The organism is Desulfuromonas svalbardensis (assembly GCF_055389415.1).
In genome coordinates this window covers 1-15,782 of sequence record NZ_AP042416.1, presented here as the reverse complement: position 1 = coordinate 15,782, position 15,782 = coordinate 1, and the positions used below count along the sequence as shown (strand labels likewise).

Here is a 15,782-nt window from a genome sequence, read left to right as displayed (position 1 = left end):
AATAGGTGTGTTAATACGCTGCTTGGTCAGCGAGAGCGGCTACCATTTGTTGGTCGGCAGGTAATATGTCATAGTCCAGAAGCTGGTGAGGTTTGAGCCATGCGTGGTCTGCCACTTGGTAGTGTTCAACATGCTCCGTTGTACTTTCGCAGCTGTAAAACATGAGCAGTACAGGCCCCCAATCATATTGATGATAGACCACTTCATATATCTGGCAGTTTGAAACCTCTAAGCCAATCTCTTCACGTAATTCACGTTTTAAACCACAACAGGGTGATTCATTCTCTTCAAGTTTGCCGCCGGGGAACTCCCACAGTCCGCCGTGTTGTTTGTTGATTGGGCGTTGAGTAAGTAGGATTTTTCCTCGGTAGGTGACGATGGCAGCGGTGACCAGTAGTGGCGGCATAGTGATCTCTTGAATGCGGGGGATGAGAGGGCTGTGGAAATCGGTAGAGACGTTGCAAGCAACGTCTCTACGTTCTTTGCGATTTAGCTTTAGGGACAAACGCCAACATAAACGGTTGCGATGCCAAACGTAAGGTCGTGGTGACGTACTTCAGTAAAACCTGCTTCGGTCATCATCTGCTTAAACTCAGATTGCGGTGGAAACTCTGCAACGGAATCAGGCAGGTATTTATACGCACTGCGTTGCGAAATGAGTCCACCGATAAATGGCAGAACTTTGTGGAAGTAGGTGGTGTAGATGATTTTGAATAGCGGATTTGCGGGGGTTGAAAATTCTAGAATAACAGCACGGCCACCAGACTTAAGCACCCGACACATCTCTGATAACCCTTCTTGACGATCAACCACATTACGAATGCCAAAAGCAATGGTCACGCCATCAAACAGGTCTGACGGGTGAGGTATCGCTTCACATGGAGCATTGACGAGCATAATCCGATCGCGATATTCCGATGCTGCAATTTTCTCGGCTCCTTTGAGGAGCATTCCTTGGGTGAAATCCTCGCCAATAATCGTCACCGAGTCAGGTGTGCGCGAAGCAATTTCGAGAGCGACATCACCTGTTCCCGTTGCCACATCTAACACCATACCATTCGGTGGCACGCGCAGTTGACCAACGGCAAAGCGGCGCCAACGACGATCGATTCCCAGTGAAAGAAGACGGTTTAGCAGATCGTAGCGTGGGGCAATATCATCAAACATAGCGCGGATTCCCCGCCCTTTTTCGGATAGATTGAACATGTTGTGCTCCTAGAGAGAACTAAATCATCAAAATTCTGAGATTTTTTTACCATAAACACCAAGAGAGTGTCAGTAACTAATCGTTGATGGCGTCGCAAAAAGTCCGCTCACCTGCGTTGCAGCGTTTGTTCAAGACTTCGACATACAACCTGTATGTCGAAGTCTTGAACAACCACTACGCCTTGGGGAACGAAGTTTTTGCTTAGCCAACTAATTCTTTTTTGCGAGACCATCATCGTTGGCTTAATCTTTTGGATTAATAAAAATCTTTTTTGGGTCGGTTATGAGGGTGCCAGGTAGCTTAAGAGTGCGTTTGAAAATGTTGAAAACCTTAGTTGAAATAGAGCTTAGATGGAGCATTTCAACCGTTGGATCTGATGAGGGCCCTGTGACGCTAAAGTGAGTGGTGATAACGGCTTGTTCTTCACCCGCTAAAATCCATCCCGCGATTGGAATGTGTTTGATGACGGTGTCAACCGTACCAAGGGGTTTAATTGCCATAATGAGGTCTACTTTGTTGTTGGTCAGATTGTGTTCGCCAATGACTGACACTCCCATGGCAGGGCTATCGATAACCAGATTTTCACTGTGTAACACACCACGATCAAGGGTGATATCGCCAGTTAGTTTGCGAAAAGGCATCCCCTCTTTGTCCATGTCAGGTAGTTTTAAAGAAAAAAGTTGGGCGACATTGAGGATCGAAAACGCTTTGGAAAGGGTTTTAAATTGTCGCAGCACGCCGTTCTTAATATCTAGATGAAAGTTGCCCTGACTGCGTCCAAGAAATTGAGCACCGATGGGGCCTTGAATGGTGAAGTTACCGTTGAGGGTACCTGTCACGAGTCCAGCGTGATGAAGTAATTGTTTGTATACCTTATCGGCATTAATAGCGGCAAGGGTTCCTTCAATTTTAAGTTGAGAACCATTTGTTTCTCCTGAATTACTCGTTACGGTAACGGTTCCAGTTCCTGTCCCCTTGTCTGCTTGAAAGTGAAGAGGGGCAACGCGCAATTGGCCCATTTTATAGTGGATAGTACCGCGAGCTTGTTGGAATTCAAAGCCGCTGATAACTCCTTTGTCTACATGAGATTTTATGTGGATAAATTCCCCTTTGAGGGGGGGGCTATTGTGTGACATTTCCCTATGGGGCTTTGCATCCTGATCGCTCCACAGGGCAATAATTTCATTAATGTTGGCGTAGGGTGCATCAATGTTGAGTTCAAGGAGTGGCCCCTTGAAAAGCAGTGAACCATCCACGGTGGCATGTGTCCCATGTTCGAGGTCAACGCTGGCAGAAATAAAGTCAATTCCTTTAGCGTGAATCGCAATGTGTCCATCAAGATTGCTTAGGCGCATCTTGGCCGAATTAAAAACAAGATCTCTGGCGATAACACCATCGCCTTGAGCATGGATTTCCGCTACAGGGTGGCGTAAGTCCTTGATGGTGGCACTAGCTGTCATGGGTGAATTGCCAAGCACTAGGGTTAGCTGTGGCGCCTGTGCGCTCAAGTCCTTGACAGAGATCGTTCCATTGATGTGGTGGATGGGGGCAATCACAAATGTTGGTGAAATCGCGCAGTCGCTTAATTGCACTTGACCTGATCCTGTTGCTGATTGGTCTGGTCGCTTCTCTAGGTGATAATGTGCTGAAATTCGCCCTTTCAGCTCCATCCAGTTCAAAATAGGGATCTCGTGGCTAATTGTTTCGAGCTGATATTGAGGCAAGTTCAGGTCAACCTGAAAGAGGTCTTTCGCTGTATGGGTCGCTGAGAATAGGATTCGGTATCCAGGTAATTGCAATTGACCTTTGTTGATCCGCCAGCTGTGATCTTCTTCCGTGGGTGGTTGTAGTTGAAATGAAATATTGCCCGCCTGTTTGGCCGTTTTCTTTAGGGCCCCAGCGAGATCAATCGACCACGGACTGACGTTTGATGTAATGATCCAAACGTTGTTCGAAACGTGATCCATTTTGATCTGAATGGGCCCCTGAATCGAAATCGTGTTGTGCTGGAATGTCAGTGGGGTGGTGTTGAGTTGAAGCTGGTTATCTTTCCACAAGAGAGTTGCGGTGACATTGCTGCCCTGAACCTCTTTAACCGATAATTCTGGTTGCTTAATGCTGATTTGAGTTTCAAGAACATGATCAAGATTGAGAGTGGCGAGAGGGCCATTAACGATCAGCTTTTGGCATTGAACTGTTGCCTGTTTTAATGGTGCTGGGATCTGTTTTATTAGTGATTCGGGCAGCCACCGTTGCGCTTGATTTAAGGGGATTTCGCTAATGTGAAGGTTGGTGTGTAGCCTCGGTTGTGTTTTCCAGTCTTCCAGCGATATCGATCCTGCTACAGTAAGGTCATTGTAGTTAACGGTGAGTTCATCAAACTGTAACTGATTGTTGTCGCAACGTACTGAGGTGTTGAGGTTGAGTGATTGAAGGGGCTGCTTAACGTTCGAACCAACAATAAACAACGGTAGATTGTCGCTGGGCAAGATGGAGGTTTGCACGCTCATGCCAGAGCACAATTGACCATTAATATTAAGTTGGATGTCGAGTGGTCCGTTTACGTGGTAAGGACTTTTGCTGGCAAGCTGTGAGCTGTGAAGGTTTTCTATCAACGCGCGCAGATGAATTTGGCTGTCAAGCCACCGGCTAGTGACCTGAGGTATTTGTCCCTGTAGTGAAAAAGGGGCAGGGGCTAGATTGTTCTGAACCATTTGTCCTTTAAGCGTGATCTTGCGATTTGTATCTATCTCTGCTTTGCTTATTGTTGCATTAAGGTGTTGAACTTCCCATGTCTGGGTTTGTTCTCCTGTGCTGCTATGCTGGACTGTTTGGAGCCGCACAGAGCCGTCAATGATACGTACTCGATCTAGTGATGAGCTGAGGGTGTTGAAGGTTGTTAACGCGGTACTCTGACTGGGAGACTTGTCCGCTGAGGTTGTCATCACCCAATTAATATCGGGTTGAATCATGTCGAGGTGGGCGATATGGAACTCTCCCCTCAATATGTTTTGCCATGAAAATCCAACCTGAAGCTTTTTGATGTTGATTTTTAGGTTTTTATCGACCACATCAACCTGAATATTTTCAATGTCAAGGGTTGGGGCAGGATGGAAACCAAGTACTGGGCTTTGTACTGTGATTGGTAGCTTGAGTTGTTTGCTAAGTTGGGTTGAAATAACGGTGGTAACCTGAGCTTGGTGGGTGTAGATGTAGCCCCAACCGCCAAGACAAAGGAGTATCAATGTCATGATAAGGGTCAGAAGTATTAGGGTGATACGCCGCCGCATGGTTTAAATCCTTCATAAGACGATGTGCAGAGGTGATCCACAGCGACTCGGGTAAAATTATGATTTTATTGAAAAGTTGTACTTTTAATCTGCATCAGTGGGTCCAAGGCGGATAAAGAGTCCAAGTGCTTGGATTGCAAAAGTGTTCTTAAAATCTTAGCTCCACCTGTGGGTTAAGCGGCGATTTTTAGAATGCTTTGGTGTTTTAATGACTTGTGCTATTTACCGTCGGGCGGCTCACTGGTTCAGATTTTAATTCTATCATGCGCTGTTTTTACCCGCACGAATTAATTGTGATGGCGTCGCAAAAAGTCCGCCCACCTGCGTTGCAGCGTTTGTTCAAGACTTCGACATACAGCATGTATCCCTTCCCCCTTGAGCAACCACTACGCCTTGGGGGACGAAGTTTTTGCTTAGCCACCTATTTCGTTTTTGCGAGACCATTAATTGTAGGTTTAATTTGTGCAAAGATCTGTGGTAATTTTAGAAGTTGTCATATGTTTTTGCTAGACCATCGTATTTTATTAACTATTGTCTGAGGATAATCACCCCTTACCTTTATGCAGATTCAGCGGATCGAAATAATTGGCTTTAAATCGTTTGTTGATAAAACCGTTCTCAATTTTGAGGATGGTATCACGGCTATTTTGGGTCCAAATGGCTGTGGTAAAAGTAATATTATCGATGCGATTCGTTGGGGTATGGGGGAACAAAACGCCAAAAATCTACGTGGACAAGCGATGGAGGATGTCATTTTCGGTGGTAGCGAAAAACGACGGGCTCACGGAATGGCTGAAGTTACCATGGTATTTTCGAATCCTGGCAATTCTCCCGACGCGGCGTTAAATGATTATACCGAAGTGATGGTGACGCGGCGCTTGTACCGTAATGGCGACAGCGAATACTTGATGAATAAAACCCCTTGCCGTCTGAAAGATATTGCCGAACTATTTATGGATACCGGAGTCGGAGCCCGTGCATATTCGATCATTGAGCAGGGTAAAATCGGCACAATTCTCCATGCCCGACCAGAAGAGCGTCGGGTGTTGATTGAAGAGGTTGCTGGGGTCACAAAGTATAAGGTTCGCAAGCGTGCCGCGTTACGCAAAATTGAGTTGACTCGGCAAAATCTCACGCGGTTAAATGATGTGATCGATGAGGTAGAGAGTCAGCTTAATGGCTTGAGAAGGCAGGCGAATAAGGCCCAGAGTTTTCGTGACTTGCGCCAAAAGATTAAAGAACTAGACCTTTCTTTGAGTTCTCTGCACTGGCGTGAGCTCGATGAGCAGGCTGCTCGATTTGATAGTGAATTAGCACAAATAGAGGCTGTCGTTGTTGCTGCGGATGCCAAAGTTGGCCAAATGGAATTAACTCTAGAGCGGCAACGTTTGTCCTTGGGCGAGGCCGAAGATGACGCATCAAGGCTTCAAGCCCAACTCTTTCAACGTGAAGCGGAATTGCAGCGGGTTGAAAATCAATTAGCAATGAGCGTGCAACAACGTACCCATCTCACCGCCCAGTTTGACGAACTGACTGCTGAACTTGAATTGACACAGAAACACGATGTCCGGCGGGGGGTGGAAATTGAGAAGGTCAAGGAGCTTAAGGTTGATGTCGAACGCCAACGACAGCAGTTGGAACAGGATCAGCGTGCGTTACTCGATCAGGTGACGCAACGTAACGATCAGGAACAGCTTCTCCGTTGTGATTTGGACGGTCTCAGGCGTTCGGTACTGGAGAGTCATGGCGATCGATTGCGTCAACAGGGGCAACATGATCATGCTCTGCAACGACTGGAATTGCTGGCGGAGCGCAAAGCGCGTTATTGCGCTGAACAGATGACCGTCGCAGAGCGCCAACAAGAGGTGAGAGATGATCAACAACGCTGTGAACAACAATTGGAGCAGGTTGAAAATCTGTATGCCGATGGTGAGCTAGAACAGCAAGTGCTTCAAGATCAGCAGCGCCAGCAGCAATCGACATTGCAACAAATTCGTGCGGAATTAGAGGAGTGTCGTAATCGTTATTTGCGTTGTACCTCACATGTTGAGTCTCTTGAGGAACTCAGTGCGGCACGGGTTGGTTGCCTAGGCGGAATAAAAGAGGTTCTGAACCACCCTAGCTTAGGACATCTGTTTCGTAACACATTAGCTGACGGTCTTCACGTTACTGAAGGCTACGATATAGCTGTTGCTACAGTTTTGGGGGATCAATTACATGGTTTGCCGTTGGACAATGTTGCCGCGTTGCAAGCGGTCGATGACGTTATACCGTCTGATCTGGCTTGTTTGTTTCAGCTTTCTCGCAACGTGCAATCGCCAGCGTTTACCCATGGGATTCCCTTAATTGATTTAATCAACACTTCAGCAACTATTACCCCCTTTTGGGCAACATTGGTTCAGGGTTGCTTTTGTGTTGAAAGTTTACGTCCCTTTATGGCAGAGAACCTTCCTGTTGGTGTCACTCTTGTGACTCGCGAAGGTGAGCAGCTTGATTGGCAGGGCCGTTTTGTTCGTGGCGGTGGCACGACAGAATCTCATCAAGTGTTAAAAAATAAACGTCGCTTAGATGAACTAAGGTTGCAAGTCATCACTCTCGGTGAACAGTTAGCGAATTTGACGGCGGGTGAAGCAGGTTTAGCCGCCAGTGTTGCGCTACGCCAGTCTGAAATTCATGAGCATGAGAAGGACCAGCACCGTCGCCAAATCAATATTGAAGAACTCGTTCGTGAACAGGCCCGTTGCAAACAAGAGTTTGACCGTTGGCGTGATCGAAGCGAGCTTTTGACCTTTGAGCTCGAGCAAGGGGGCGACGAGGAAGACGTGTTGCATGGCGAGAAACAGCGAGCATTGACAGCGGTTCAGGAACTAGAGAAAAAGACTGTTGGCGATGAAATATATGTCAAGGAGTTGGAGCTGCGTTGGCAAGAGTGTGTTGACCTCTTGAAGCAGGAACAGCAGCAACTGACTCAAATTCAAGTACAGATTGCACAAGTGAGAGAGCGCGCACGTTCATTTGAACAAGAGATTGAGCGGGAACAGGGCGCGGCACTCGGCCAGCAGCGGCGGGAAAAACAGCTGCGGGAACGGATCAACGAGTTAGCAAAGCAACAAGCCGAGCTAGTCGAAGAGCGAGAAAATTACGACCAACGGTTACAGGTGTTGATGGCATACCGACAGCAGGATCAGGTACAGCTTGATGGTTTAAAAGAGAAGGTCGCCACTGCCGCAGCAACGGTTGAAGAGGGTGAGCACGCAATTAAAGTGGGCCGCTTAACGGCACAGAGCCAGCATGAGCAGCACAGCATTATGAAAATGTCGGTACAGCAGTGTCACCTCGATCGAGATCATTTGCGTCAAGGGGTGATGGATAAGTATCATATTGATTTTAGAACAAGTGCTGAACATCTTAATCTCATTGATGATAAACTGATCCCTGCCGATGCTGAAAATAAACTCACGCGATTACGTGAGCGCCTTGACGGTTTTGGCGAGGTCAACTTAATGGCGATTGAAGAGTTTAACGCTCTTGATGAGCGCTATACCTTTTTGACTGACCAACGCGATGATCTACAGCGCTCTGTCGATGATCTTCACGCGGCGATAAGTCAGATTAATCGCACTACTCGCCGTCGGTTTAAGGAGGCTTTTGAGCAGGTGAATGCAAAGTTTCAAGAAGTTTTTCCGCGGTTGTTCGTTGGCGGCGATGCTTCTCTGTCGTTGACTGATGAGGGCGATCTGTTGGAAAGTGGGATTGAGATTGTCGCTCAACCCCCAGGGAAGAAGTTGCAAAATGTCAGTTTGTTATCAGGGGGAGAGAAGGCACTGACGGCTGTTGCGTTGATTTTTGCAATATTTTTGATAAAACCGTCTCCTTTCTGTATTCTTGATGAAGTTGATGCGCCACTGGATGATGCAAATATTGGTCGCTTTAACGAAATGGTTCAAGAGATGTCCAGTGCATCACAGTTTATGATCATCACCCATAACACCCGGACGATGGAGATTGCTGATACGCTCTTTGGTGTCACAATGGAGGATCCTGGTGTTTCGAACCTTGTTGCGGTGCGTGTTGGTGATTTCGTCTCTTAATCGTTGAGATAGTTCAATTAAACTAAGTATTGTTATCTATAGCTATTTTATTTTCGTATTGGCTCGAACCTCAGGGTGAGACAGGGTGGGATATTATAAATTATGCCGTTTAAAAAAGTTTTAGCTAAACTTGTTGAAACCAAGCTCGGTGTCTGTAGTGCTATTATTGCCGATTGGGATGGTGAGGCTGTTGATTGGTTGTCTTCTGGACTGTGTGATGACGAATTGAAAATTTTCGGGGCTCATTTAGGCATTGTACTCAGTCGGCTGTATGGTATCGTCGACGGTGAGCAGGCTGGTGATGTTCAGGAAATTGTGATTCGAACAGATCGTGCAGATTGGTTTGTTTTTCCGATCACATCGGAGTATTATCTCGCGGTTGCTGCGGCACAAGCAGGACATCGTGCTGAAATCTGCGCCATCGCTCATCGATGTGTTCGTTTGTTGCAGGCTGAAATTGTTTGACGTTATTGGTTTAGTACGAAGCTGACGTCTGCGGTGATGCTGTACGTTCGTTTGTTAAAATTCCAACTTTTAAATAATAGTCAGGGTGATAAGTTCTATGCAGTGGTCTAAGCTAATGGAAGAAATTTATCAATTTTTGGGCTCAATCGCACAAATGGTTTCCGATGGATTGGCATATCTGCCCGTTGTCGGTGAGCAGTTGTTGCAGTTTGTCTTAGCTCTCTTAGGTCAAATGGGGGTTCCTGAGCCGCAGCGCCTGATGGTGGCCTATGCGTGTGGTTATGCTATCATTACCCTGTTGATCCTGTTCCTTACTTGGCGCATGATCCGCCGCCGTATCCGTCCACGCAAAAAATCTGAGATCGAGAAGCGCGATGATGATCTCGCTGCCGATTCAGCCCCAAAGGCAACGCCTGCGGACGTGGCGCCCGAAGTTGTTGCCGCTAAAATACCAGAGTTGTCACTTTTTGAGCGGATGAAGGCAGGTCTATCAAAAACACAAAATGCCTTGTTGGGCCGTGTTGATGCCTTATTTAGTTCATCATCCACCGTCGATGCTGACTTCCTTGAAGAGCTTGAAGAGATTCTTATTACCGCAGATTTTGGTATGAAAACAACCCAACTTTTGCTTGATGCATTCAAGCAGCGCGTAGCAGATGAAAAGACAGAAGGTGCTTCACAGCTAAGAATCATTCTAAAGGAGGAGATCCTCCGTTTAATGACCTTGAATGTTGATCCGCTCGATATTGAGCGTGACGGGCCATTTGTTTTATTAGTCATTGGTGTGAACGGTGTAGGTAAAACCACTACTATTGGCAAACTAGCCCAACAATATACGCAGCAGGGGAAAAAAGTTATTTTAGGCGCTGCAGACACGTTTCGTGCTGCTGCTGCTGATCAGTTGGCGGTATGGGGTGAGCGAACAGGCGTGACGGTTATTCGCCATGAAGAGGGGTCTGACCCCGCTGCGGTAGCTTTTGACTCCGTTAAGGCTGCCGTGGCACGCAATGCGGACCTGCTTATTCTCGATACGGCTGGCCGCTTACACACCAAGGTAAACTTAATGGAGGAGATGAAGAAAATTCATCGTGTCATGGGAAGAGAGATTCCACAGGCTCCACATGAAACGCTTTTGGTTCTTGATGCAACGACGGGGCAAAACGCTCTTGTTCAGGCCCGGTTGTTTAAGGAGGCGGTAGGAATTACTGGTATTGCTATTACTAAGCTCGACGGCACTGCAAAAGGGGGGATGGCTGTCGCTATTGGGGCTGAACTTGGTCTTCCTGTTCGCTTTATCGGTATTGGCGAAGGAATTGATGACTTACGGCCATTTGATCCTGAAATGTTTGTTGATGCACTCTTTGAAAATCATTAAGCTTCTTGACATTTGATGGAGCTTTACATACTCTCACGCTAATATCGGATAAATAGCTATGGATTTGGATATTTTAGTCCGCCTTGAGCAAAAAATAGATCAACTGGTGCAAAAAAAGCAACAGTTGGAGAATGATTGTCAACGCCTGAATGAGGAGAAAAGTCTTCTAGTTCAGGAAAAAGATTTTGTCGGTCAAGAGATAGACCGAATATTGAGTCGACTCGATTCACTCGATCAGGAGACCTCTTGAAACAAAGCGTTCAAGTGACGATACTGGGGCAGCAATACTCGATTCGAAGTTCTCGCCCAATAGATGAAGTGCAGAAGGTTGCCGCTTTCGTCGATGCGAGAATTGCCGAAGTTCTGGCGAGTGGTGCGACCGCAAATACGATGAATGCAGCTGTTTTAGCCTTTTTGAACGTTGCTGGCTCGTATCTTGAACTTAATGATCACGTTGATGAATCACAGCAAGTTACAGATGGATTACTCAGGTTGGACGATAAATTATCCGCAGCATTAACGGTTGAACGCTAATACTGTCGTGTTGTGAAAGCCACTAGTTTGCGATTGCAAGATCGGGACATGGCGAACGGATTAATATAAATTGAATAGGTGTGGTGATCATTCATTGTCACTATACTTGATATTGTTAACATTCTTTTTCGTTTTTCATCGAGCTTTCATGAAGCTCTCATGTCTTCGCTTGGTAACGACTTCTGTGCGGTTCTTTCGTGCGGGTTGCCACCTTTCTCCATTCTTGTTTTCGATTTCCGTTGAATATTTTGTCTTATATACTGTGGGCTGCACCGCGGCGTGACGCGCGTTGACTCATTTGAGGTTGTTTATGCCAAAAAGGCGTATTCGTCGTTCGCAAATTATGATGCGTGAACAATTAACTGCGCAGCAAAGAGCTGATTTGAGTCGCAGGGCGCAGTCACTGCTCGTTCAGCAAGCATGGTTTGTTGAGGCGAAACAGATCGCACTTTACTCGTCAATTCGGAATGAAGTTGACACGCAGCACGTGTTTGAAACGGCGATCATTTTAGGTAAAAGCGTTGTTTTCCCACGTATTGATGGCGGTAAGATGGTCTTTGTTGAGGTTGAGTCGCAGAGAGACTTTTGTTTGGGTACATTTGGTGTTCTTGAGCCAGTCGGAGCGAATATTGTTCCTGTGAGTTGTGTCGATTTGGTTATTGTTCCGGGGGTTGCGTTTGATCGGAGTGGTTTTCGAATTGGTTTTGGTAAGGGGTATTACGATCAAGCTTTAGAGAATCGACCATTGTCATGTCGACTGGCTGGCTTGGGTTATGCGTTTCAGTTAGAGGATAGTATTCCTCGTGAAGTTCATGATGTCAGTCTCGATTGGTTGGTGACCGACCAAGAAATATTACGTTTTGACAGTGGTGTTAACTTATAACTCTTTATGCGCTAGCGCAGGAGGTTTACGTGAGTATAGAAATAGGAATTGTCCTTGTATTAATAGCGTTGGCAGGTGGAGCCGCTCTCGGAGCGTATGCACGCCGTCGTCTTGATGAATCACAAATGGGTAGTGCCGAGCAACTGTCTGCTCAGTTGGTTGAAACTGGCAAGAAAGAGGCGGAAACGCTTCGTAGGGAAGCTGAGCTCCAGGCTAAAGATACTGTTCTTAAGGCTAAGTCTGAGTGGGAAAGTGAAGCGCGTGAATTGCGTCGCGAACTTCAGGGTCAGGAGAAAAGACTGATCCAGCGTGAAGAGAATTTAGATCGTAAAGATCGCGTTCTTGAGGAGCGTGATACTGATGCACAGGCCCGTGAAAAGCAACTGGCGCGGCAAGAGGCATCAATTCAGGCCCGAGAGGAAGAAGTTGAAGAGTTAGCTCTTCATCAATCTGAAGAATTAGAGCGTGTTGCTAGCATGACATCTGAAGAGGCGCGTCAGCATCTGATGACGACCATGGAGAGTCAAGCGCGTCACGATGCGGCACGAGGTATTAAGCAAATTGAAGATGAAGCCCGTGAAACAGCCGACAAGAAATCGAAAGAGATCCTAGCGTTAGCTATTCAACGTTATGCCGGCGATTATGTCGCTGAGAAAACAGTGAGTGTGGTCGCATTGCCTTCAGATGAGATGAAGGGGCGTATTATCGGACGTGAAGGACGTAACATCCGAGCAATTGAAGCTGCGACTGGTATTGATTTAATTATTGATGATACTCCAGAGGCGGTCATTATCTCCGGATTTAATCCTGTCCGCCGCGAAGTTGCTCGGTTAGCTCTGGAGAAGTTGGTAACAGACGGCCGTATCCATCCTGCCCGTATTGAAGAGATCGTACAAAAAGCGGAAGAGGATGTAAATCAGTCAATTCGTGAGTCGGGTGAGCAAGCAACGTTTGATGTTGGTGTTCACGGTATTCATGCCGAAGTGGTTAGGTTGATCGGGCGTTTAAAGTATCGGACCTCATATGGTCAAAATATCTTGAAGCATTCACTTGAAGTTGCATTTTTGTGCGGTGTGATGGCTTCAGAGCTTGGGATAAATGTTAAGCAGGCAAAGCGTGCTGGCCTGCTGCATGACCTTGGTAAGGCCGTTGATCATGAAGTTGAAGGTTCTCATGCCATGATCGGTGCAGATCTTGCGCGTAAATATGGTGAATCACCAGAAATTATTCACGCAATTGCCGCCCACCATGAAGAGGAAAAGCCCTCGACAATTCTCGCAGTTCTTGTTCAAGCCGCCGATGCACTATCGGGAGCACGACCAGGTGCGCGCCGTGAAATGCTCGAAACGTATGTTAAGCGCCTTGAAGAGCTAGAAAAAATCGGAACCTCATTCGCGGGTGTTGAATGTTGCTATGCCATTCAGGCGGGGCGCGAAATCCGAGTAATGGTGAGCAGTGATCAGGTCTCAGATGCGCATTCTCACGTTCTTGCTCGTGACATTGCCCAGAAGATTGAGGGAGAGATGACCTATCCGGGTCAAATTAAAGTCAATGTGATCCGAGAAACTCGTGCCATTGGTTATGCTAAATAGCTCTCTCAAGGAAATGCTGTGAAAATATTATTTATAGGTGACGTTGTTGGCCGTGCTGGTCGGCAAATTTTGTCACGAAACATCGATCGGCTTGTTGGTGACCATGATGTTGACTTTATTATTGTTAACGGTGAAAACGCCGCGGGTGGTTTTGGACTAACGGATGAAATTGTTAGCGAGTTCCGTAAGCTAGGCGTTCACGTTATAACTTCAGGTAATCATATTTGGGATAAAAAGGATTTTATCCCTAGTCTTGATCGTCACGAAGATGTGTTGCGCCCGGGGAATTATCCCGCAGGAACACCAGGTCGTGGCTTGGGTATATATGAAACAAATATCGGTACAAAGATTGCGGTAATCAATCTTGAGGGGCGTGTGTTTATGAATTCTCTTGATTGTCCTTTTCGTACTGCAGATGCATATCTGGAATCCTTGCCAAGCGATGTGTCTGTTGTGTTTGTTGACTTCCATGCTGAGGCGACTAGTGAAAAGATGGCATTAGGGCACTACCTTGATGGCCGTGTTTCCATGGTTGTTGGCACTCATACTCATGTTCCAACGGCTGATGAACATATTCTTCCTGGAGGTACTGCCTACCAGACAGATGCTGGGATGACTGGTAGCCGAGATTCGGTGATCGGTATCCGTAAGGAAATTGCTGTTGAGAAATTTGTGACCCAGTTGCCGGCACGCTTTGAAGTGGCCAAAAAGGATCCCGTGCTCTGTGGCGTGTTGGTTGATGTGGATGATGCTACGGGTCGAGCTCGTAGTGTTGAACGGGTCATGGAACTGGCTAATTAGGTGCACGTCGGGCCGCTGATGCGGTCATGGCAAGACCCAATGAACTGAATTGTAGGGATTTGAAATGAATTTTGTCGAAGAATTGACTTGGCGTGGCATGATCCACGACATCACACCTGGGGTGGAAGAGCAGCTGAATAAAGAGATGACGTCGGCTTACGTTGGGATTGATCCGACGGCAGATTCATTGCATATCGGCCACTTAGTCAGCGTGATGATGCTCAAACATTTCCAGATCTCTGGTCATAAACCGATAGCTCTTATTGGTGGAGCGACTGGGATGATTGGCGACCCCTCGGGCAAGTCGGATGAGCGCAACCTGCTAGATGAGAAGACTCTCCGTCATAACCAGGCGTGTTTGAAGGAGCAATTGGCAAAGTTTCTCGATTTTGAATCAGGTGCGGCCAATGCTGCTGAGCTGGTCAATAATTACGATTGGATGAAAGAGTTTAGTTTCCTCGAGTTTATTCGTGACATCGGCAAGCATATTACCGTCAATTATATGATGTCCAAGGACAGCGTCAAGAAACGTCTCGGTGAAGAGTCTAAGGTGGGTTTGTCCTTCACTGAATTTACCTACCAGCTGGTTCAGGGGACCGATTTTTTACATCTGTACCGCGAAAAGAACTGTAAATTGCAGATGGGTGGATCTGATCAGTGGGGGAACATCACCACAGGTACAGAACTTATTCGTCGCAAGGAAGCAGGTGAGGCTTTTGCCTTGACTTGTCCCCTTATCACCAAAGCAGACGGTGGTAAGTTTGGTAAGACAGAAAGTGGCAATGTTTGGCTCGATTCAAAACTGACGACACCATATAGGTTTTACCAGTTTTGGCTCAATGTCTCTGATGTCGATGCTGAGAAGTACATCAAGATTTTTACGCTGCTTAGCAGAGAAGAAGTGGCCACTTTGGTTCAGGAACAAGAAGCTGCACCCAGCTTAAGACCATTGCAGAAACGCCTCGCAAAAGAGGTTACCTGTATGGTTCACAATGAAGACGAATACAACAAGTCTGTGGAGGCATCGCAAATTTTGTTTGGTAAGGCAACGACCGAAAGCTTATCAAAGCTGGACAAAGAGACCTTCCTTTCGGTGTTTGAGGGTGTGCCGACTTTTGAAGTCGACCATAGCAAGCTCGATGCTGGCGTGCCAGTCGTTGAGTTGCTCGCCGTTGAAACGGATGTTTTTCCGTCTAAAGGTGATCTGCGCCGTACGATAAAAGGGAATGGTCTTAGCTTGAATAAAACTAAGTTGATTGATCAAGAATATGTGGTGACGGCTACAGACCTGATTAATGGGTCCTATATACTGATACAGAAGGGTAAGAAGAATTACTATATTATTGAGGCTGTGTGATTATGGACGAGTCAGGTAATTGACCCGACACGGTCTTTTGTTTAGCGGTCTGTTGGGTGCCTTTTTTTACGCATCGAATGGTGTATAAATTATTATTTGAAATAAATCTTATTGGTGATTGACAGTGCTCTTTGAGCTCTGTATAACTCTTCTCGCTGCAAGGGAAAACGAGCAGCGAGGGTAGCAA

The 15,782-nt window shown here is 46.6% G+C and carries 12 protein-coding genes; 9 read left to right on the top strand and 3 right to left on the bottom strand.

Translation table 11 applies throughout. The annotated features are described in order from the left end of the window. Window positions 1–10: 10 nt before the first annotated feature. From ACZ5KY_RS00060 to ACZ5KY_RS00050, 3 genes are all read right to left on the bottom strand, one after another. Window positions 11–406: a (deoxy)nucleoside triphosphate pyrophosphohydrolase gene (locus ACZ5KY_RS00060; protein WP_464241867.1), complete on the bottom strand. Its 396-nt coding sequence runs from the start codon at window positions 404–406 to the stop codon at window positions 11–13. 89 nt (window positions 407–495) lie between these two features. After that, on the bottom strand, window positions 496–1,206 hold the full coding sequence (gene ubiE, locus ACZ5KY_RS00055; protein WP_464241866.1) for a bifunctional demethylmenaquinone methyltransferase/2-methoxy-6-polyprenyl-1,4-benzoquinol methylase UbiE: 711 nt from the start codon (window positions 1,204–1,206) through the stop codon (window positions 496–498). A gap of 243 nt (window positions 1,207–1,449) precedes the next feature. After that, on the bottom strand, window positions 1,450–4,497 hold the full coding sequence (locus tag ACZ5KY_RS00050; protein ID WP_464241865.1) for a YhdP family protein: 3,048 nt from the start codon (window positions 4,495–4,497) through the stop codon (window positions 1,450–1,452). Between the two features lie 560 nt (window positions 4,498–5,057). Between ACZ5KY_RS00050 and smc the strand changes: the two genes are divergently transcribed. The 9 genes from smc (at window position 5,058) to tyrS (ending at window position 15,595) form a co-directional block, all read left to right on the top strand. After that, on the top strand, window positions 5,058–8,588 hold the full coding sequence (smc, locus tag ACZ5KY_RS00045; RefSeq protein WP_464241864.1) for a chromosome segregation protein SMC: 3,531 nt from the start codon (window positions 5,058–5,060) through the stop codon (window positions 8,586–8,588). A gap of 102 nt (window positions 8,589–8,690) precedes the next feature. Further along, window positions 8,691–9,053 (top strand): roadblock/LC7 domain-containing protein, encoded by a 363-nt coding sequence (locus ACZ5KY_RS00040; RefSeq protein ID WP_464241863.1) that lies wholly within the window; start codon window positions 8,691–8,693, stop codon window positions 9,051–9,053. Window positions 9,054–9,150: 97 nt separating this feature from the next. Next, window positions 9,151–10,428 carry a signal recognition particle-docking protein FtsY gene (gene ftsY / locus ACZ5KY_RS00035; protein ID WP_464241862.1) on the top strand — a complete coding sequence of 426 codons (1,278 nt, stop codon included), beginning with the start codon at window positions 9,151–9,153 and terminating at the stop codon, window positions 10,426–10,428. Window positions 10,429–10,486: 58 nt separating this feature from the next. Beyond that, the gene (locus tag ACZ5KY_RS00030; protein ID WP_464241861.1) at window positions 10,487–10,678 is read left to right on the top strand and encodes a cell division protein ZapB; all 192 of its coding nucleotides are present in this window, start codon (window positions 10,487–10,489) and stop codon (window positions 10,676–10,678) included. Then, window positions 10,675–10,962: a cell division protein ZapA gene (locus tag ACZ5KY_RS00025; protein ID WP_464241860.1), complete on the top strand. Its 288-nt coding sequence runs from the start codon at window positions 10,675–10,677 to the stop codon at window positions 10,960–10,962. The genes ACZ5KY_RS00030 and ACZ5KY_RS00025 overlap by 4 nt, the downstream gene beginning before the upstream one ends. A gap of 310 nt (window positions 10,963–11,272) precedes the next feature. Next, a complete protein-coding gene (locus ACZ5KY_RS00020; protein ID WP_464241859.1) occupies window positions 11,273–11,845 on the top strand; it encodes a 5-formyltetrahydrofolate cyclo-ligase in 573 nt (190 codons plus the stop codon). A 29-nt stretch (window positions 11,846–11,874) separates the two neighbouring features. After that, complete coding sequence (gene rny / locus ACZ5KY_RS00015) at window positions 11,875–13,437, top strand: ribonuclease Y (protein WP_464241858.1); 1,563 nt, start codon at window positions 11,875–11,877, stop codon at window positions 13,435–13,437. Window positions 13,438–13,455: 18 nt separating this feature from the next. Beyond that, the gene (locus tag ACZ5KY_RS00010; RefSeq protein WP_464241857.1) at window positions 13,456–14,238 is read left to right on the top strand and encodes a TIGR00282 family metallophosphoesterase; all 783 of its coding nucleotides are present in this window, start codon (window positions 13,456–13,458) and stop codon (window positions 14,236–14,238) included. Between the two features lie 64 nt (window positions 14,239–14,302). Continuing rightward, window positions 14,303–15,595: a tyrosine--tRNA ligase gene (tyrS, locus tag ACZ5KY_RS00005; RefSeq protein ID WP_464241856.1), complete on the top strand. Its 1,293-nt coding sequence runs from the start codon at window positions 14,303–14,305 to the stop codon at window positions 15,593–15,595. Window positions 15,596–15,782 lie beyond the last annotated feature (187 nt).